14 protein-coding genes are annotated in these 19,572 nt (G+C 67.5%); 13 read left to right on the top strand and 1 reads right to left on the bottom strand.

Annotation, left to right across the window (positions count from 1 at the left end):
- Positions 1-69 precede the first annotated feature (69 nt).
- On the bottom strand, positions 70-768 hold the full coding sequence (locus ACWGE0_RS42685; RefSeq protein WP_452266576.1) for a hypothetical protein: 699 nt from the start codon (positions 766-768) through the stop codon (positions 70-72).
- Positions 769-864: 96 nt separating this feature from the next.
- Here ACWGE0_RS42685 and ACWGE0_RS42690 point away from each other — a divergent pair, with 96 nt between their 5' ends.
- From ACWGE0_RS42690 to ndk, 13 genes are all read left to right on the top strand, one after another.
- A complete protein-coding gene (locus tag ACWGE0_RS42690; RefSeq protein ID WP_452266577.1) occupies positions 865-3,492 on the top strand; it encodes a valine--tRNA ligase in 2,628 nt (875 codons plus the stop codon).
- A 4-nt stretch (positions 3,493-3,496) separates the two neighbouring features.
- On the top strand, positions 3,497-4,834 hold the full coding sequence (folC, locus tag ACWGE0_RS42695) for a bifunctional tetrahydrofolate synthase/dihydrofolate synthase (protein ID WP_452266578.1): 1,338 nt from the start codon (positions 3,497-3,499) through the stop codon (positions 4,832-4,834).
- Positions 4,831-5,229, top strand: a complete 399-nt coding sequence (locus tag ACWGE0_RS42700; RefSeq protein ID WP_452266579.1) for a DUF4233 domain-containing protein — start codon at positions 4,831-4,833, stop codon at positions 5,227-5,229. Before folC ends, ACWGE0_RS42700 begins: the two co-directional genes overlap by 4 nt.
- A gap of 262 nt (positions 5,230-5,491) precedes the next feature.
- The gene (locus tag ACWGE0_RS42705) at positions 5,492-5,797 is read left to right on the top strand and encodes a PE domain-containing protein (protein ID WP_452266580.1); all 306 of its coding nucleotides are present in this window, start codon (positions 5,492-5,494) and stop codon (positions 5,795-5,797) included.
- A gap of 4 nt (positions 5,798-5,801) precedes the next feature.
- Positions 5,802-6,413, top strand: coding sequence for a DUF3558 domain-containing protein (locus ACWGE0_RS42710; RefSeq protein WP_452266581.1), 612 nt, complete (start codon positions 5,802-5,804; stop codon positions 6,411-6,413).
- Positions 6,410-7,705, top strand: a complete 1,296-nt coding sequence (locus tag ACWGE0_RS42715) for a hypothetical protein (RefSeq protein ID WP_452266582.1) — start codon at positions 6,410-6,412, stop codon at positions 7,703-7,705. Before ACWGE0_RS42710 ends, ACWGE0_RS42715 begins: the two co-directional genes overlap by 4 nt.
- The gene (locus tag ACWGE0_RS42720) at positions 7,702-8,406 is read left to right on the top strand and encodes an ESX secretion-associated protein EspG (RefSeq protein ID WP_452266583.1); all 705 of its coding nucleotides are present in this window, start codon (positions 7,702-7,704) and stop codon (positions 8,404-8,406) included. The genes ACWGE0_RS42715 and ACWGE0_RS42720 overlap by 4 nt, the downstream gene beginning before the upstream one ends.
- Positions 8,407-8,495: 89 nt before the next feature.
- Entirely contained in the window at positions 8,496-10,004 is a 1,509-nt protein-coding gene (locus tag ACWGE0_RS42725; RefSeq protein WP_452266584.1) for an alkaline phosphatase D family protein, read from the top strand.
- Between the two features lie 21 nt (positions 10,005-10,025).
- Complete coding sequence (locus tag ACWGE0_RS42730; RefSeq protein ID WP_452266585.1) at positions 10,026-11,270, top strand: hypothetical protein; 1,245 nt, start codon at positions 10,026-10,028, stop codon at positions 11,268-11,270.
- 94 nt (positions 11,271-11,364) lie between these two features.
- Positions 11,365-16,764: a pullulanase-type alpha-1,6-glucosidase gene (pulA, locus tag ACWGE0_RS42735; protein WP_452266586.1), complete on the top strand. Its 5,400-nt coding sequence runs from the start codon at positions 11,365-11,367 to the stop codon at positions 16,762-16,764.
- A 77-nt stretch (positions 16,765-16,841) separates the two neighbouring features.
- On the top strand, positions 16,842-17,297 hold the full coding sequence (locus ACWGE0_RS42740) for a MarR family winged helix-turn-helix transcriptional regulator (RefSeq protein WP_452266587.1): 456 nt from the start codon (positions 16,842-16,844) through the stop codon (positions 17,295-17,297).
- A 40-nt stretch (positions 17,298-17,337) separates the two neighbouring features.
- A complete protein-coding gene (locus ACWGE0_RS42745; RefSeq protein WP_452266588.1) occupies positions 17,338-18,783 on the top strand; it encodes a DHA2 family efflux MFS transporter permease subunit in 1,446 nt (481 codons plus the stop codon).
- A gap of 117 nt (positions 18,784-18,900) precedes the next feature.
- On the top strand, positions 18,901-19,311 hold the full coding sequence (gene ndk / locus ACWGE0_RS42750; protein WP_452266589.1) for a nucleoside-diphosphate kinase: 411 nt from the start codon (positions 18,901-18,903) through the stop codon (positions 19,309-19,311).
- Positions 19,312-19,572: the final 261 nt, after the last annotated feature.

A 19,572-nucleotide genomic window follows, 5' to 3' on the forward strand; every position in this document is an offset into this window, starting at 1 on the left:
GGGGTTAGACGGTCCGTGACGGCCAATTGTGATGGCCGTCACTCCTGCCCGGCACCTCTGAAAGGGTGATCAATCGCAGGTGTTCTCCGAAGGCACGCGCCCGTCCGTGGAGAAGTACTTCCGGTCGTCCTTCGAGACGCCGCCACCTGCTTCGGCGGGCTCGGTGAACTGCGGCGCGAGGAACCCGTCGCGTGCCGCCCGGCACGCGATCGAGTACTGGAAACCCGTGGCGTCCGAGGGCCACAGACCCTCTGGGGTGACGGTGAACGTCACCTGCTGGCGGCTGGCCGCGACCATCTCCATCTGGTTCGTCAGCTCGGCCGGATCCGGCGGTTCGAACGCGTAGGCGAACACGTAGTCCGTCAGCACCGCCGGGTAGCCGTTCTTCTCGCCCAGCGTCATCTTCCCGGAGACCTTGATCCCCAGGAGCTCGGTCCCGGACTTGAGCCGCGTGGTCCAGCCGGGCAGATCGCGGGCGACCTCGTCGCGCACGTCCGGCGCGAGCATCGCCAGGAACTTCTCCGGCCGGTGCTCGCTGATCATCACCGAATCCGTCCGCGACGCGATGAGCGCCTGCCGCACCTTCTCGTAGAGCGGGTCGGCGTTCGGCACGCCGATGCCGGCCTCGCCGTCCTCCCACTGCTCGGCAGGCGTGCCGGCGAACGGAATCCGCAGGTTCACCGCCGGCACCTGAGCTCGCTGGTAGAGCCCGAACAGCACCACGCCGATGATCACCAACGCGATCGCGGACACCACCTTGTTGTTCACGAGAACACCACGTTCGCGGGCTTGATCGGGTTGCCCGGGCCGTTAGCAGGTATCTCGATTCAAGTCGATACCCAAGCCTCCGTAGACTTGACAGCTGTGACTGAACTCGACACCGCAACCCAGCGTCCTGACCTCCCCGCCGCGTGGACTCCGGCGGAGGTAGAGGCGGAGCTGTACCAGCGGTGGGTCGACCGGCGGTACTTCGAGGCGGACGTCAAGAGCGACAAGCCGCCGTTCACGATCGTGCTGCCCCCGCCGAACGTCACCGGTTCGCTGCACATGGGTCACGCCATGAACCACAGCGTGATGGACGCGCTGAGCCGGCGTCGCCGCATGCAGGGCTACGAGGTGCTGTGGCTGCCGGGCATGGACCACGCCGGCATCGCGACCCAGAACGCCGTCGAGCGCGACCTGGCCAAGCAGGGCATGTCCCGGCAGGACCTCGGGCGCGAGAAGTTCGTCGAGCGCGTCTGGGAGTGGAAAGAGGAGTACGGCGGCAAGATCCTCGACCAGATGAAGCGGCTCGGCGACGGCATCGACTGGTCGCGCGAGCGCTTCACCATGGACGAGGGGCTGTCGCGCGCCGTCCAGACGATCTTCAAGAAGATGTACGACGACGGCCTCATCTACCAGGCCGAGCGGATCATCAACTGGTGCCCGCGCTGCCAGACGGCGCTCTCGGACATCGAGGTCGACCACAGCGAGGACGACGGCGAGCTCGTCTCGATCCGCTACGGCGACGGTGACGCGTCGATCGTCGTCGCGACCACGCGCGCCGAGACGATGCTGGGTGACACCGCGGTCGCCGTCCACCCGGACGACGAGCGCTACCGGCACCTCATCGGCACCGAGGTCGAGCTGCCGCTCACCGGCCGCCGGATCCCGATCGTCGCCGACGCGCACGTCGACCCGAAGTTCGGCACGGGCGCGGTCAAGGTGACGCCCGCCCACGACCCGAACGACTTCGAGATCGGCCAGCGCCACGGCCTGCCGAACCTCACGATCATGGACGGCCGCGCCACGATCACCGCGCACGGCCCGTTCGAGGGGATGGACAGGTTCGAGGCGCGTCCCGCGATCGTCGCGGCACTGCGCGCCGACGGCCGGATCGTCGCGGAGAAGCGGCCGTACGTTCACTCCGTCGGGCATTGCTCGCGGTGCAACACGGTCGTCGAGCCGCGCCTGTCGCTGCAGTGGTGGGTCAAGGTCGAGACCATCGCCGCGGCCGCGTCCGCCGCCGTCCGCGACGGCCGCACCAAGATCCACCCGGCCGAGCTGAACAAGCGCTACTTCGACTGGACCGACAACCTGCACGACTGGTGCATCTCGCGCCAGTTGTGGTGGGGCCACCGCATTCCGGTCTTCTACGGCCCGAACGGCGAGGTCGTCTGCGTCGGACCGGACGACGAGGTGCCCACCGGTGAGGGCTGGCGTCAGGACGAGGACGTCCTCGACACGTGGTTCTCCTCGGGCCTGTGGCCGTTCTCGACGCTGGGCTGGCCGGAGTCCACCGAGGACCTTCGCAAGTTCTATCCGACGTCCGTTCTCTCCACCGGCTACGACATCCTGTTCTTCTGGGTCGTCCGGATGATGATGTTCGGTCTGTACGCGATGGACGAGGTCCCGCCGTTCGACCACGTCTTCCTGCACGGCCTGATCCGTGACCAGTACGGCAAGAAGATGTCGAAGTCCAAGGGCAACGGCATCGACCCGCTGGACTGGATGGAGCGCTACGGCGCGGACGTCACGCGGTTCACGCTGCTGCGCGGCACGAACCCCGGTTCGGACATGGCCGTCTCCGAGGAGCGGGCGGTCGGCTCACGCAGCTTCACCACGAAGCTGTGGAACGCCACCCGTTTCGCGCTGGCCAACGGTGCGACGGTGGCCCGTCCGCTGCCGGAGCGTTCCGAGCTGACGGCGGCCGACCGCTGGATCCTCGACGAGCTCGACGCGTTGGTGTCCACTGTGGACTCAAACTTCGAGGCGTTCCAGTTCTCCCGTGCCTGCGAGGCGCTGTACAGCTTCACGTGGGACGAGTTCTGCGACTGGTACCTGGAGATCGCGAAGGTCCAGATCGCGGACGGCCGCGCCGAGGCCACGCAGTCCGTCCTGGGCCACGTCCTCGACGTCCTGCTGCGCCTGCTGCACCCGTCGATCCCGTTCATCACCGAGACGCTGTGGACGTCGCTGACCGGCGGCGAGTCGCTCGTCGTGGCCGCGTGGCCGTCCGTCTCGGGTGCCGAGCGGGATGCCGACGCGGCGGCGGAGATCGAGGGCCTGAAGAAGCTCGCGACCGAGATCCGCCGGTTCCGTTCCGAGCAGGGCCTCAAGCCGGGCCAGAAGGTCGCGGGCAAGGTCCGCGGCGCGTGCTGCGTCGGCCTGATCGACCAGGTCCCGTCCGTGCGTTCGCTGACGCGGCTGACCGAGCCGGGCGACGAGTTCACCGTCTCCGCGACGCTCGAGGTCGGCCTGCCCAAGGGCGCGGTCAAGGTCGAGCTGGACCTGTCCGGCACGATCGACGTCGCGGCCGAGCGCAAGCGGCTGGCCAAGGACCTGGCCGTGGCGCAGAAGGAACTCGAGGGCACGACGAAGAAGCTGGGCAACGAGGCGTTCCTCGCCAAGGCGCCCGCCGACGTCAAGGCCAAGATCGAGGAGCGCAAGGCCACGGCCGAGTCCGAGATCGCCCGCATCAACGAGCGCCTCGCCGCGCTCCCGGAGGCGTAAGCAAGTGGAAACCAACCTCGACGAGTTCCTCGACGTCGAGAACGAGCTCAACCAGCGGTGGCCCGAGACCAAGCTCGAGCCGTCGCTGGACCGGATCAAGGCGCTGGCGCACGTGCTGGGCGACCCGCAGACGAACTACCCCGTGGTTCAGCTGACGGGCACGAACGGCAAGACGTCGACGTCGCGCATGGCCGATGCGCTCTTCACCCGCATCGGCCTGCGCACCGGCCGGTACACGAGCCCGCACCTGCAGCTCGCGACCGAACGCATCAGCCTCGACAACCAGCCGATCAGCCCCGAGCGCTACGTCGAGGTCTACCGCGACATCGAGCCGTACGTCGCCATGGTGGACAGCCAGTCCGAGATTCGGATGAGCAAGTTCGAACTGCTCACCGGCATGGCCTACGCGGCCTTCGCGGACGCCCCTGTCGACGTCGCCGTGGTAGAGGTGGGCATGGGCGGCACCTGGGACGCGACGTCCATCGTGGACGCCCGCGTCGCCGTGCTGACCCCGATCGGCGTCGACCACACCGAGTACCTGGGCAACCGTCCCGAGGACATCGCGGTGGAGAAGGCCGGCATCATCAAGCCCGGCGCGGTCGCGATCGTCGCGGAGCAGACCCCCGAGGTCATGCGGGTGATCCTGGAACGCGTCGCCGAGGTGGACGCGATGGTCGCCCGTTTCGGCAGCGAGTTCGGCGTCCTGTCGAGGTCCGTGGCCGTAGGCGGCCAGATGATCACCCTGCAGGGCCTGGGCGGGGTCTACGAGGACATCTTCCTTCCACTGCACGGCGAACACCAGGCGAAGAACGCCGCCCTCGCGCTGGCCGCGGTCGAAGCCTTCTTCGGCGCCGGCCCCGAGCGCAAGATCGACATCGAGATGGTCCGCGAGGGCTTCGCCTCGGTCGTGACGCCGGGCCGCCTGGAACGCGTGCGTTCCGCGCCCAACGTCTTCGTCGACGCCGCACACAACCCCCACGGCGCCGCGGCTCTGGCCAAAGCTTTGGAGTCCGAGTTCGGCTTCCGCAAGCTGGTCGCCGTAGTCGCGGTCATGTCCGACAAGGACGCCGAGGGCATCCTGGCGGCGCTGGAGCCGGTAGTGCAGGAACTGGTGATCACCACCAACTCCTCGCCCCGCGCGATGGACCCGGACCTGCTGGCCGGCCTGGCCGTCCCGATCTTCGGCGAGGACCGCTTCGAAGTGCGCCCCCGCCTGGTCGACGCCATCGAGGAAGCCATCCACCTGATCGACGACGAGCAGTCCGGCGGCGGCATCATCGTCACCGGCTCCGTCGTCACCGCCGGCGAGGCCCGCGCCCTGTTCGGAAAGGAGCCGGCATGACCTCCCCGGCCCCTCTCAAGAAGGACCCGATGAAGGCGTTCCGGGGCATCATGGCCGGCACGCTGATCCTCGAGGTGATCGTCGTGGCCCTGGCCCTCCCCGTGATCGCCAAACTGCACGGCGGCGTCACCTCCCTGGCCGGCTGGGTCGCCTTCGGCTTCATCGCGGTGTTCATCGCGATGTGCGCCTTCGTCCGCCGCCCCTGGGCCATCGCCGCCGTAGTGGGCCTGCACGTGCTGCTGATCGCGTCGTGGCTGCTGCTGCCCGCGATGGGCGTGATCGGCGTGATCTTCGGCCTGGTGTGGGCGTACCTGCTGTGGCTGCGCAAGGACCTGCTGAAGCGGATGGCGGAAGGCCGCCTGCCCGCGCAGCAACAACAGCAGCAAGCCGGCTGACAAAGGTAAAGCCTGTTACGAATTCCGCTCGTCCCGCGTCCGCGCTATTTGACAGTAGTGCGTCGAAGAACTCGCAGAGCGGCATTGTGCGCTGACGAAAACGGTCGAAGAACGACGCGTGTCGCACTTCGTACCCGTGCTTGTCGCAATGTCGCGGTGACCCTTCGCCTTGTTCACCCGATCGTGCTTTGAAACCGGGACGAGGCTCGTGGCCTGGCGCTATGCTGCTAGACGCACGAATCTGCAAGGAGGGGTACTGGGGATGAGCGGGACCAAGGTCGATCTGGAGACACTGCGCGCCGCGATCAAGGAGTACGAGTCGATCCGCGACGAGCTGATTCAGGCTGAGCAGTCCGGCAAGTTGCTGACCACTGTCCAGGGTGCCGGCCTGGACATGCCGAGCAAGGTCTACGCGAACTACGCGGTCACCGCGGGCCAGATGCATCAGCAGTCGAACAAGCAGCTGCAAACCACGCTGACCACTCGTATTGACAACCTCAAGGCCACCCTGCAGCAGTACGAGCAGACCGAGCAGGGCAACGAGGCCAACATGAAGCCGAAGGACTGAGCTGTTGCGCATCCGAACCCTCGTCGTTGGCACCGCCGCACTCGCACTGCTGGCGGGCTGCGGTACTGGCGGCGGTACCACCGGCACGCCGACCAACGGGACTCAGCCGACCAGCACCAGCAACAGCAACAGCGGTGGCGCGCCCAAGGTGCAGAACCCGCTCGACGTGAAGGCCTTCGAGGCTGATCCGTGCAGCGCGGTCACCGCGGCTCAGGTCCAGGAGTTCGGGCTGCCCGGGGTCAACGGCAAGGTCAACACCACTTCCCCCGGACCTGCCTGCACCTGGTTGGGTGCGAGCACGGCGGGAAAGATGACTCCTGGGCTGGGGATCCTTCCGGAGGGCACGAACCTCTCCACCATCCTCCCCAACAAGGACGCGACCTACCAGGTGTTCGAGCCGCAGCCCGAGATCCAGGGCTACCCGGCGTACCTCGCCCTTGCTGTCGACCAGCGCAAGGACGGCGGTTGTGAGGTTCTCGTCGGCGTTTCCGATGAGAAGGCGATCCTCTTCACCTTCTCGAGCTTCAACGGCAGCCCCAAGTTCGCGGATCCGTGTGGTGCGGTCACCGAGTTCGCGAACCTGGCTATGACGACGATCAAGGCAGGTGCGAAATGACACGCCCAGCGCCCAGCTGCTTCACCCAGGACAACACTCGCGCCGACGGGTTCTCCGGACACGAGATCTACGCCCAGATGACCGGCGGCCCTGGCACCGGATCGGCTCAGGCGGCCGCGAACGCCGCCACCGCGCTGGAGCGTGGCTACGCCGGGATCGAGCAGCGGCTCAAGAAGGTTGGCGAGACCCTCGGTGAGGCGTGGACCGGTGCGAGTGCCGATGCCGCCCAGGCCGCCGCCAACCCCATCAACCAGGCCATGATCCAGATGCAGGACGCCCTGCGCCAGGCCGACCACTCGTTGTCGAACCAGGTCTACCAGTTCAACTACAACAAGGGTCAGCTCAAGAACATGCCGGCGAGCAAGCCGGAGACCGGTTTCTGGGACGACGTGTCGCCGTGGGACACCGACACCGAGGACGCGGTCAACAGCTACAACTCCGAAGAGTCGCACAACCGCAAGGTCTACAGCGAGTTCCAGAGCGCCAGCAACACCAACCGCGGTGAGCTGCCCAAGCAGTTCCCCGGCGTCACGGCCGACACGCTGAACGTCGAGGTCATCAACACCGGCAGCGGCAACGGTGAGAACAACACCACGAACGTCAGCAACACGGGTCGCCCGTCCGGCAACCCCGGCTCGCCGAACACCACCGGCTCGCCGCAGGGGCCGACCGGCACCACCTGGACCCCGCCCGGCAGCACGACCGGCGACCAGACCACCACCAGTGGGGTCAGCGGCGGCGACGACGGCAGGGTCGGCGGCCCCGGCAGGCCCGGTGACCTCGGTGGCCCCGGCGGTGGCAAGCCGCCCGCCGGCACCGTGATCGACCGGCCGCCGAACACGGGTATCCCGCCCATCGGTGTGCCCGGTGGTCCCGGCTTGGGTGGGCCCGGCGGAACCGGTGGCGGTCGCGGTGGTGGCGGAGCCGGCGGCAAGTTCGGCACAGGCGGTGGCGGCGGCGGCGCGGGCGGCAAGGTCGGTGGCGGTGGCCTCGGCGGCGTCGGCAGTGGCACTGGCAGCAGCGGCAACGCGGGGCAGCAGCCCGGCGGCAAGTCCGGTGTGTTCGGCGCCATGGGTGAGAGCGGCCCGAACGCCGGCGCGCGCGGTGGTGCCGCGGGTGCGGGTGGCCGCGCTGGTGCCGCCGGTATGGGCGGCATGGGTGGCCAGGGGCAGAAGGGTCAGGGCGAGGACGACTTGGAGCACAAGTCCGCCGACTACCTGATCACCGAGGAGAACACGAACGAGATCATCGGTGACATGCCGATGGTCGCACCGCCGACGATCGGGGGGTGAGCGTGCTGCGCTCGTCCATTCAGCTGTCCGACCTCGCCTTCGACGTGCTGTGGAAGCAGGAGAAGCTCGGGGAGTACCACCCCGCGCTGCACGTCGACTCTCCTGGCGAGACCGATGACGAGCGCGCGGTGATCGAGCGCGACGTCATCGGCGAGCTGCGCCGGGTCGGGCTGGACCACCCGGACGTGCGGGGCACGTTGCACCTGATCGCCAAGGCGGAGCAGGACTACTCGGCGTGGATCGCTGTCACGCCGAGCGAGACCAGGCCCGTGGTGGTCGCGTCGAACTCGCAGCACGGTGTGCTCGCCGTGCACGACAACGGGTTCGTGCAGCTGCACCCGATCCGGCCGGAGAACGCGCCGGAGGTCCTCGCGATGCAGCTGCCGGACGTGCCGGCCGGTCGTGGCGCGTCGATCAACGTGCACGCGTCGGAGATCAACGTGCACCAGCAGGGCAAGGCGTCGCCGTCGATCTCGCTGCGCCAGCTGCTCGCCCAGCCCCGCAAGGGCACGGCGAAGCTGTACGCGGCGAAGCGCAACGGCGAGGGCAGGCAGCGGGCCAAGACCTTCCTCACCACGATCGACTTCGAGGACGGCCGCTGGCTCGTGGTCAAGTACACCGACCAGAACCACCAGACGTGGGTGCACGCCACGCCCGCGTCCCGGCAGATCATCACGGACTGGCTCAAGCGCCTGTCCTGACCGGGTTCACCGGGCGCCGCGGTCGCGCCGCCCGGTGAAGTTCACTTCGGGTTCCACGGCTGGTCAGAACCAGCGACTAGAAACCGCGCATGACCTTCGACCGTCGCACGTTGTTCAAGGCAGGCGCACTCGGCACGGCCGCGGCGCTGGTGCCCTCCGGCATCAGCCTCGCCAAGACTGACCGCCCGACCCTCACGCACGGCGTGCAGTCCGGCGACGTCACCTGGGACGGCGGCATCGTGTGGACCCGCGCCGACCGTCCGTCCCGGATGCTCGTCGAGGTGTCCAACGACCCGAAGTTCCGCTTCTCCCGCCGCGTCCGCGGGCCGTTGCTCACCCCGGACACCGGCGGCACCGGGCAGGTCAGGGTCGGCCACCTGCCGCCCGGCCGTTCCGCCTACTACCGCGTCACGGCAGAGGACCTGCACGGCCGCACCTGCAGTGAACCGGTCACCGGCAGCTTCACCACCGCCCCGATCGGCCGCGACGAGGTGCGGTTCGTGTGGTCCGGTGACGTCGCGGGCCAGGGCTGGGGCATCAACCCGGACATCGGCGGCATGCCGATCTTCAAGGCGATGGCCGACCGCAGGCCCGACTTCTTCATCCACAGCGGCGACAGCGTCTACTCCGACAACCCGATGCAGCCGACGGTGACGCTCCCGGACGGCCGGATCTGGCGCAACCTCGTCACGCCGGAGAAGACCAAGGTCGCCGAGACGCTCGACGAGTACCGCGGCCAGTTCGCCTACAACCTGCTCGACGACAACCTCAAGCGGTTCGCCGCCCAGGTCCCGATCTTCGCGCAGTGGGACGATCACGAGGTCACCAACAACTGGTACCCCGGCGAGATCCTGGAACTCCCGCAGTACACCGAGAAGCGCGTGGACGTGTTGGCACAGCGCGCTTTCCAGGCGTTCCACGAGTGGATGCCGATCGATCAGAAGGCGGCTGTGGACGGCCGGGTCTACCGGAAGTTCTCCTACGGCCGCAACGTCGAGATCTTCGTGCTCGACATGCGCACCTACAAGGACAAGAACACCTCACCCAAGGACCAGCCCGGCGTGATCCTCGGCGCGAAGCAGACGCAGTGGCTCGTCCGCGAACTGGCCCGCAGCACCGCCACGTGGAAGATCATCGCGGCGGACCTGCCGATCGGCCTCACCGTCCCGGACGGCGCGGACATCGAGGGCGTCGCGAACGGCCTGCCGGGTGCGCCCAATGGCCGTGAGCACGAGATCGCCTGGGTGTTGCGGGAGCTCAAGAAGCGCCGCGTCAAGAACACCGTGTGGCTCACCGCGGACGTCCACTACACCGCGGCGCACCACTACTCGCCCGAGCGCGCGGCCGTGGGCGACTTCGACCCGTTCTGGGAGTTCGTGTCCGGCCCGCTGCACTCCGGTGCGTTCGGCCCGAACACGCTCGACCCGACGTTCGGCCCGCAGGCCGTGTTCGTGCACGCCCCGCCCGCCGCCAACACCACGCCGCTGGACGGCTTCCAGCACTTCGGCGAGGTCAAGGCGGACCGCGACGAGCTCACGGTGTGGCTGCGCGACGCGACAGGCGCCTCACTCTGGTCCAAAACGCTCAAGGCCGTCTGACGATCGCCGTAGTGTCGGTGCGTGCCCATCTCGTTCGACACCACCGGCTTCCGTCAGCTCGACCAGAACACCTGGCAGCATCCCAGCGGTGACCAGGCCGATCTGGCCTACTACAACCTGGTGCCAGACCTGCCGGCCGGGCTGGACGACCTGCCCGAGCTCAGGCACGACCTCGCCCTGATCCACGGCGAGACCGGCTGCCTGATCGAGGCGCACGTCGTCCAGCTCGCCGGGGTGCCCGCGCTGCTGCGGATCGTCAAGATGCCGCTGCCGAACCAGCCGAACGGGCAGGTTTTCCTCTGCTCCTTCACGATCCCCAAGGCGAACTGCAGCGCTGTGCTGCAACTCGGGGCGCTGGAACGCGGCATGACGGGTGCGCGTGAGGCCGTGCTGGCGTCCGAGATCGGGTTCGAGCAGTGGGTCAAACCGCACCCGTACGCGCCGGAGCTGCAGGGCGTGTTGCCGTTCCACGCGGGCGACGATCCCCGCTACGACGCGAGGTTCCCCGACCACCCGTTGTCCCGAGTGCGGGCGTGGGCGCACCACGTGGTCCGCACCGCGCGGGTGGATCCGCCGTTCGCGTCGCTGCCGCCGTTCCAGGTCCAGGCACCACCGCCGCCGGTCGCGCCAGGTCAGACCCTCCTGACGGCGCTGCCGAGCCTGCCGGTCAAGGACTTCATCGGCCTGCAGATCGGTGACCGGACGACGTACTGGCGGACGACCGATCCCAAGCTGAAGGACATGCTCGGCCGCGGTCTCATGGGCCGGTCGCCGCTCACGGACACCCGGTTCCGCGACATGCTCCTCATCGACGTCGACACCGGCGAAGCGATGATCCCCGACCGCTTCACCACCGACGGCAACATGACCGCGCACGGCACGCACCTGGTGCAGGTCACGCTGCCGGAAGCGGACGCCGAGCTCTCCGACGACGACGTCATGAACGCCTTCAGGTGGGCCGGCCGGATGTGCGGCGAGGCTGCGGAACGAGGCGAGTACCTCTCCCTCGAACCCGTCCAGAGCCAGGGCGAGCAGGCGGATCCGCACGTCCTGCTGGCCGTGCAGCAGCGCGAGGGTCAGCAGGTCGTCATCGCCCAGTTCTCGCCTCCGCCCGTGGAAGGACCGCTGGCGGGGTCGCCGAGCCGCAGCGCCCCGGCGACGCCGGAGTCCGTCGAGGGCATCGGCGTGATCGCCGGAATGGCGGTCAACGAGTGGCGTTCGCACCCGCTCCGGCTCGCGATCACGTACAAGCGCCCAGCAGGCTGATCGCAAAAATTTGCAAGGCCCGACGTATTGTTTCCCGCTGATTGTCGTGGTTTCGTGCAGCAACCCTGCAAGAGTTTGCGACAAGGAGGTCGCGATGCGTCGGGTCGTCGCCGCGCTCGCTGCACTGGTTCTGCTCCCTCTCACACCCGTCCAGGCCGTTGCCGCACCACCGCAACGTCTGGCCGTGGGGGAGGTGGTGGACATAGCGCCCGGTGTGCGCGACGGAGATGCGAGACTCGCGTTGCCGCCCAAGCGCGACGACCTGCGGGGTGAACGCTTCTACTTCGTGATGCCCGACCGGTTCGCGAACGGCGACCCCGGCAACGACAGCGGCCGCTCGAACGCCGCCGAGAACGGGTTCAACCCCGCTGACAAGGGCTTCTACCACGGCGGCGACCTCAAGGGCCTGCGCGGGAAGCTCGACTACCTCGACGGCATGGGCATCACGGCGATCTGGATGACGCCGATGTTCCTCAACCGCTGGGTGCAGGGCGATTCAGCCGGCTACCACGGTTACTGGACGCTCGACTTCACCAAGCTGGACCCGCACTTCGGCACCACGCAGGAGATGCGCGACCTGATCCGCGACGCGCACCGCCGTGGCATCAAGGTGTTCTTCGACATCGTCGCGAACCACACCGCCGACGTGATCAAGTACGCCGAGAACAAGACCCAGTACGTCAGCACGGGCGCGCAGCCGTACCTGGACGCCGACGGCAAGCCGTTCGACATCGCGGACTACGCGAGCAAGAAGGACTTCCCGAAGCTGGACGCGAAGAAGTCCTTCCCGTACACGCCGGTGAAAGACGGCCCGACCAAGTTCCCGTTGTGGCTCAACGACTCCACGCTTTACCACAACCGCGGCGACTCGACGTTCTCCGGCGAGTCGAGCGAACAGGGCGACTTCTCCGGCCTCGACGACCTGATGACCGAGCACCCGCGCGTGGTCAACGGGATGGAGGACATCTTCACCAGCTGGATCGACACCCTCGACATCGACGGCTACCGGGTCGACACCGTCAAGCACGTCAATCTGGAGTTCTGGCAGGCCCTCGCGCCGCACGTGAAGCAGTACGCGAGCCGCAAGGGCAAGAAGGACTTCTTCGTGTTCGGCGAGGTCTTCGACTCCTCCCCGGAGAACACCTCGAAGTACACGACCACCGGCAAGATGCAGGCCACGCTGGACTTCCCGTTCCAGAGCAGCGCGGTGAGCTTCCTGTCCGGCAAGGGTTCCCAGCGCCTCGGTGAGGTGCTGCTGGACGACGACCGCTACACCGACGCCGACTCCAACGCCTCGTCGCTGCCCACGTTCCTCGGCAACCACGACATGGGCCGCATCGCCTGGATGATCCGCAACGACCGGCCGGGCATCTCGGACGCGGAACTGCTGGAGCGGCTCAAGCTCGGCAACACCCTGATGTACCTGTGGCGCGGCAACCCGGTCGTCTATTACGGCGACGAGCAGGGTTTCGCGGGCACCGGCGGCGACAAGCTGGCGCGCCAGGACATGTTCGCCTCGAAGACGCCGGAGTACATGGCGGAGAAGCTGATCGGCAGCGATCGCACCGGCGCGCAGGACAACTTCACCACCTCGCACCCGCTGTATCAGCAGCTCAAGGCCCTCGCCGCCCAGGTGGACCGCGATCCCGTGTGGCGTGACGGCAACCAGGTGCTCAGGTATGCCGACGCCGATGTGTTCGCGTTCAGCCGCATTCTGGGCCGCGAGCACCTCGTCGTCGCGAACGCCGGCACCTCGCCTGCGACCGTGACCGTGCCGGTGTCGTCTTCTGCCTTCGAGAACGTTCAGGTGCAGAACGGCCGCGTCACGGTCACCGTGCCCGCGCTGTCGTCGTTGGTGCTCAAGGGAACCAGCGACGTCGTGGCTGCGAAGCCGTCGCCTGTTCTGGTCGCCCCGGCTGCCGGAACCGTGCTGGACAAGCGGGTCGAACTTCGTGCGGACGGCATCGGCGCGCCCAACGCGGCGGCCACCTTCGCCGCACGGGTCGAGGGCACCCGCGACTGGACCGTGCTCGGCACTGACGACGCTGCTCCGTACCGGGTTTTCGCTGACCTGTCGGCACTTCCCGGTGCCGCGGTGGGCAAGCGCGTCGAGCTGCGCGTGGTGGCGAAGTCCGGTGAGATCGGTGCCGATGGTGCGTTCGTGTCGCTCGTGGCGGCCCCGCCGATCCCGGATCCGGGCACGAAGAACCCGGACTGGCTGGTCGTGCACTACGCACGCGACAACTACGACGGCTGGGGCCTGCACGCGTGGGGTGACGTCGAGACGCCGACCGAGTGGAACGCGCCGCTGCCGTTCGCGGGGGAGGACACCTACGGGCGTTTCGCGTGGATCAAGCTGAAGCCGGGCGCCAAGTCGGTCGGGCTCATCGCGCACAAGGGCGACGAGAAGGACACGTCGGTCGACCGGTTCGTCGACCCGAGCGTGACACCGGAAGTGTGGCTGAAGCAGGGTGACGTGACTGTGCACCCATCCGAGCAGGCCGCCACCGGCAAGGCTGTCGTGCACTACGTCGGTGACGCTGGTGCAGCTGTCGTGCATGTTGCCGGACGGGCTGACGTGCCGTTCACCAACGGCGTTGCGGAACTCCCGCCCACCACCGATTTCTCTGTTGTGCGCGGCACGACCGTTGAGGCTTCAGGCAAGTTCACGAGTGGCCACTCGTGGGTCGCGGGCGGGAAGGTGCACGCTACGAAGGCCGCCGCCGAGAACCGGGCGGTGATCCACTACAACCGCGCGGACGGCGACTACGCGGACTGGACGATGTACCACTGGACCGGGTCAGCGGAGCCGTCACCGGGCTGGAACCAGTCGCGCGTGCCGGACGGCCGGGACGCGTACGGCGTCTACTGGTCGGTGCCGCTCGCCGCCGGTGCGGCAGGTCTGAGCTACATCATCCACCGCGGAGACGCGAAGGATCCCGGCTCCGACCAGTTCCTCGACCTGGGGCAGAAGGGCAACGAGGTGTGGCAGTTGCAGGGCAACGAGACCTACCTGCTGCCGACCAGCGTCGGCCCGGCCGCGGATGACGACCTGACCAAGGCCAAGGCGATCTGGATCTCCAAGGACAAGGTCGTCTGGGACGTGCCGTCCGTGCAGTCCGACGGTTACCGGCTCGAGTACGGCCCACGGGTGCTGCGGTTGGCTCCCACGACCGAGGAGGTGCCGGCGCAGTTCCCGCACCTCAAGGGCAAGCCGGTGTTCGAGGTGCGCGGGTACGTCGACGAAGCGTTGCGGGACAAGCTTTCCGCTGTGCACGTCGACGCGGGTGGCGCGATCCGGCACCGCACGAGCGTGCAGATCGCGGGCGTGCTCGACGACCGTTTTGCTGCTGCGGCAACGAAACTGACGTTCGGGCCGACGTTCGACCACGACCGTGCGTCGATCAGGCTGTGGGCGCCGACTGCCACGAACGTGAAGCTGCGCCTGTTCGACCAGCCTTCCGGTGAGCCTTCGAAGGTCGTCCAGCTCAAGCGCGACGACGCCTCGGGATCGTGGTCCGGCGCGGGCAACTGGAAGAACAAGTACTACCAGTTCGAGGTCACCAACTGGCAGCGCACGGTCGTGGTCACCGACCCGTACTCCGTCGCGCTGTCGGTGAACTCGACGCACTCGCAGTTCGCCGACCTCAAGGACGGCAAGTCCATGCCTGCCGGGTGGTCGAAGGACGTCGCCCGCGGGATGGGTGGCGCGATCACCGAGCTGCACGTGCGGGACTTCTCGATCAACGACCAGTCCGTGCCCGCTGCTGATCGCGGCACCTACAAGGCGTTCACGCACCGGGATTCGACGGGCATGAAGCACCTCAAGACGTTGGCTGCCGCGGGCATGGACACCGTGCACCTGCTGCCGACGTTCGACATCGCGACGATCCCGGAGAAGCGCTCTGACCAGGCCACACCCGCGTGTGACCTGGCGTCGTTGCCCGCGGACTCGGACCAGCAGCAGGCCTGCGTGGGTGCGGTCGCTGGTCGTGACGGCTTCAACTGGGGCTACGACCCGTTCCACTACGACGTGCCCGAGGGCTCGTACGCCACGGCGGACGCGCAGAACGGTGTGGCGCGCTCCAAGCAGTACCGCGAGATGGTGAAGTCGTTGCACGACAACGGCAACCGCGTGGTGGTGGACGTCGTCTACAACCACACGGCGGCGTTCGGTGACGCGCCGACGTCCGTGCTGGACAAGGTCGTGCCCGGCTACTACCAGCGGCTCAACCTCGACGGCTCGGTCGCGAACTCCACCTGCTGCGCGAACACCGCGACCGAGAACGCCATGATGGGCAAGCTCGTCGTGGACTCCGTGGTGCGGTGGGCGCGCAACTACAAGATCGACGGGTTCCGGTTCGACCTGATGGGTCACCACCCGAAGGCGAACATCCTCGCGGTGCGGGCGGCGCTGGACGCGCTGACCGTGGACAAGGACGGCGTGGACGGCCGCAAGATCGGCGTCTACGGCGAGGGCTGGGACTTCGGCGAGGTCGCCGGCAACGCCCGGTTCGAGCAGGCGACGCAGGCGAACATGGCCGGCACGGGTGTCGGCACGTTCAGCGACCGGTTGCGCGATGCCGTTCGCGGCGGCGGGCCGTTCGACGACGACCCGCGTGTGCAGGGCCTTGGTTCCGGACTGGCCGGGGACGTGAACTCCTCGCCCGCCAACGGTGACGTGGCTGCGAGGCTGGAGAACTACAGCGACCTGGTGAAGCTGGGCATGGCGGGCAACATGGCCTCGTACCAGTTCCGCTCGACGGCAGGGCCGGTGGTTTCCGGTCGGGACGTGAAGTACAACGGGTCTGCTGCTGGGTACACCGGTCAGCCGTTGGAGGCGATCACGTACGTCGACGCGCACGACAACGAGACGTTGTTCGACGCGTTGACCTACAAGCTGAAGCCTGAGACGTCCGCCGCGGATCGCGTGAAGATGCAGACCGTCGCGCTGGCACCGGCGTTGCTCGGGCAGGGGCGGCCGTTCGTGCACGCGGGCACCGAGTTCCTGCGCTCGAAGTCGTTGGACCGCAACAGCTACGACTCCGGTGATTGGTTCAACCCCTACGACCCGTCGTTGCGCGACAACGGATTCGGTCGCGGGCTGCCGCCCAAGGCCGACAACGAGTCGAAGTGGCCGTACGCGAAGCCGTTGCTGGGCATGGCGAAGCCCTCGCCCGCGGACATGAAGGCCTCGCTGGACGCGACTCTGGAACTGCTGCGGATCCGCCAGTCGTCGCCGCTGTTCTCGCTGGGGAACGCGGACCTGGTGCAGCAGAAGGTGTCGTTCCCGGCCGCGGCGTCCGGAGTGATCGTCATGCACGTCGACGACACGGTCGGGCCGGACGTGGACTCGGCGCGGCGCGGGCTGGTCGTGGTGATCAACCCGTACCCGACGGACCAGGCGGTCGCGCTGCCCGCCGGCGACTGGAAGCCGCTGACCAGGGAGAAGAAGGCCGGCGCGGCACGGTCGGTCGTGGTGCTGGAGCGATAGTTCCGCTGGGAAATAGTTTTGTTCAAGAATAGTTTGGTACCGTAGTGCTCATGGGCACGACGAGGTGTACTGACCTGATGATGCTGTTGCATCTGACGGGACACGCGCTGGAGACCGAGCTGACGGCGAGGCTCGCGGAGATCGGACTGACTCCGCGAGCCCGCTGCGTGTTGTCCAGCGCCTTGGACGCGGATCGCACGCAGTCCGAGATCGCCGAGATGGCCAGTATCGACAAGACCACGATGGTCGTCACGCTGGACGCGCTCGAAGCCGCTGGTTACGCCGAGCGCAAGCCGTCTGCCGTGGATCGCCGTGCGCGCGTTGTCGTCGTGACCGAGCTGGGCCGCGAGATGGTCGCGAAGGGCGATCAGGTCGTGGCCGATGTCTACGAGAGTGTCCTGGGTTCGCTGCCGGATGACGAGCGACACGGCCTGGTCAACGGCCTGACGAGGCTGATGGAAGGCCGGCTGAGCACGCCGATGCAGTGCGAGAAGCCGCCGCGCAAGCGTGCTCTGCGTCATGCCGTTGGATAAAAGATAGTCCCGTACAAAACCATCTGCTACGGTTCCTCTTATGGACTCAGGGGGACCGAAGACGGATTCGCGCTGGCTCGCGCTGATCGTGCTGTGCGCAGGGATGTTGATGATCGTGCTGGACCAGACGATCGTGAACGTCGCGCTGCCCGCGATCGAAGAAGACCTCAAGTTCGGCCAGGCAGGCCTGGCGTGGGTCGTGAACGCGTACTTGATCGCCTACGGCGGTCTGTTGCTGCTCGCCGGACGCCTCGGCGACCTGATCGGGCACAAGAAGGTGTTCCTGATCGGCCTCGGCGTCTTCACCGTCGCCTCGCTGCTGTGCGGGGTGTCGTTCAGCTCCGAGATGCTGATCGTTTCCAGGTTCGTGCAGGGTGCGGGTGGCGCGCTGGCCACGTCCGTGACGCTGGGCATGGTCGTGACGATGTTCCCGAAGCCGGAGGAGCAGCGCCGTGCCATCGGCGTGTTCAGCTTCGTCGCGGCGGCGGGCGCGTCCCTCGGCCTGCTGCTCGGCGGCGTGCTGACCGACGCCATGTCGTGGCACTGGATCTTCTTCGTGAACATCCCGATCGGCATCGTGGCGGCCATCGCGGCCGTGCGACTGGTGCCCGACTCGGTTGGTCTTGGCTTGCGTGAAGGTGCGGATGTGCTTGGGGCACTGCTGATCGTCGCCTCGGTGATGCTCGGCGTGTACACGATCGTCAAGGCTGAGCACTACGGCTTCGGCTCGGTGCACACGTTGGGGCTCGGGGCTGTCGCGGTGGCGCTGTTGGTCGGTTTCGTTTGGCGGCAACGGACTGCCGCGAAGCCGTTGCTGCCGTTGCGGGTGTTCCGCTCCCGCAACGTGACCGGTGCGAACCTCGTGCAGATCTCGATGGTCGCCGGCATGTTCGGACTGTTCTTCCTCGGCACGCTCTACATGCAACTGGTGTTGCAGTACACGCCGTTGCAGATCGGTTTGGCGTTCATGCCCGTCGCCGGTGCGATCGCGGTGTTCTCGGTGTCGCTGTCGGCCCGGCTGAACACGCGGTTCGGCGAGCGGAACATGCTGATCGTGGGCCTGCTGTTCATGCTGGTCGGCATGGTGGTGTTCACGCAGGTGCCGGTCGACGGCTCGTACGTCGCGCACATCCTGCCCGCGGTGGCGCCGCTCGGCATCGGCCTGGGGCTGTCGTTCCCGGCGTTGATGACGCTGGCGATGTCCGGGGCTTCGCACGACGAGGCCGGGCTCGCGTCCGGGCTGGTCAACACGACCGCGCAGGTGGGCGGAGCGCTCGGATTGGCTGTGCTGGCCACGACCTCGACCTCGTACACGTCGTCGCTGGTGGCGTCCGGTGTTGGCCGGCTGGAGGCGTTGACCTCGGGGTTCCACCTGGCGTTCTGGATTTCGGCGGTGCTGGTCGCGGTGGCGTTGGGGCTGGCGGTGTTCGTGCTGCGGCAGGTCACGGTGTCTCGCGACGACGCTCAGCCGGTGCTGGTGCACTAGTGGTCGGCTAGTTCCACTTGCTCGCGTACCGAGCACTCACGGGTGCGGGCTGTGGCGTTCGATACTCTGTCGCCACTTCCCGTACCTGTTTGACCTGTTTTGAGGAGTCACACCGTCGTGTCCGAGCGCACCCTGGTTCTGGTTAAGCCCGATGGCGTTGAGCGTGGTCTCGTTGGCGAGGTGATCGCCCGGATCGAGCGCAAGGGGCTCAAGCTCGCTGCTCTGGAGCTGCGCACCGCTGACCGCGCGACTGCTGAGCAGCACTACGCCGAGCACGATGGCAAGTCGTTCTACGCCGACCTGGTGGACTTCATCACCGGTGGGCCGCTGGTGGCGATCGTCGTCGAGGGGACTCGGGCGATTCCGGCGTTCCGTCAGCTGGCTGGAGGGACCGACCCGGTGGAGAAGGCGACGCCGGGGACGATTCGTGGGGACTTCGGGACTGAGGTTCAGTTCAACCTGGTGCACGGGTCGGACTCGGCGGAGTCGGCGGAGCGCGAGATCAAGATCTGGTTCCCGAACCTCTGAGTTCGGGTCGCGGGTTCGGTCGCGGCTTTGTGCGGTGGTTGGGTTGCGTTGAGCGCGTTGCGTTTTAGGGATTTCGGGGCTCCGCCCCGGACCCCGCCAATCTGATCAAGGACCAGTTCCACGCCACGCGCGGGTTGATGGCACGCCTGTTGCGTTGGGCGGCGGCGCGTTGCGTAGGTGGTTGCGTTGGTGGTGTGGTCCCGTCACAAGCCGTACCAGGAGCGAGCCACAACCAGGGAGGGGTGTCAACTCGACGAAAAG

This window comes from Lentzea sp. NPDC054927 (assembly GCF_053610285.1).

Excerpts from the sequence above, each read along its gene's own strand:
- ACWGE0_RS42700 (WP_452266579.1), top strand. The coding sequence starts at position 4,831 with ATGACCTCCCCGGCCCCTCTCAAGAAGGACCCGATGAAGGCGTTCCGG.
- ACWGE0_RS42705 (WP_452266580.1), top strand. The coding sequence starts at position 5,492 with ATGAGCGGGACCAAGGTCGATCTGGAGACACTGCGCGCCGCGATCAAG.
- ACWGE0_RS42715 (WP_452266582.1), top strand. The coding sequence starts at position 6,410 with ATGACACGCCCAGCGCCCAGCTGCTTCACCCAGGACAACACTCGCGCC.
- ACWGE0_RS42725 (WP_452266584.1), top strand. The coding sequence starts at position 8,496 with ATGACCTTCGACCGTCGCACGTTGTTCAAGGCAGGCGCACTCGGCACG.
- pulA (WP_452266586.1), top strand. The coding sequence starts at position 11,365 with ATGCGTCGGGTCGTCGCCGCGCTCGCTGCACTGGTTCTGCTCCCTCTC.
- ACWGE0_RS42740 (WP_452266587.1), top strand. The coding sequence starts at position 16,842 with ATGATGCTGTTGCATCTGACGGGACACGCGCTGGAGACCGAGCTGACG.
- ACWGE0_RS42745 (WP_452266588.1), top strand. The coding sequence starts at position 17,338 with ATGGACTCAGGGGGACCGAAGACGGATTCGCGCTGGCTCGCGCTGATC.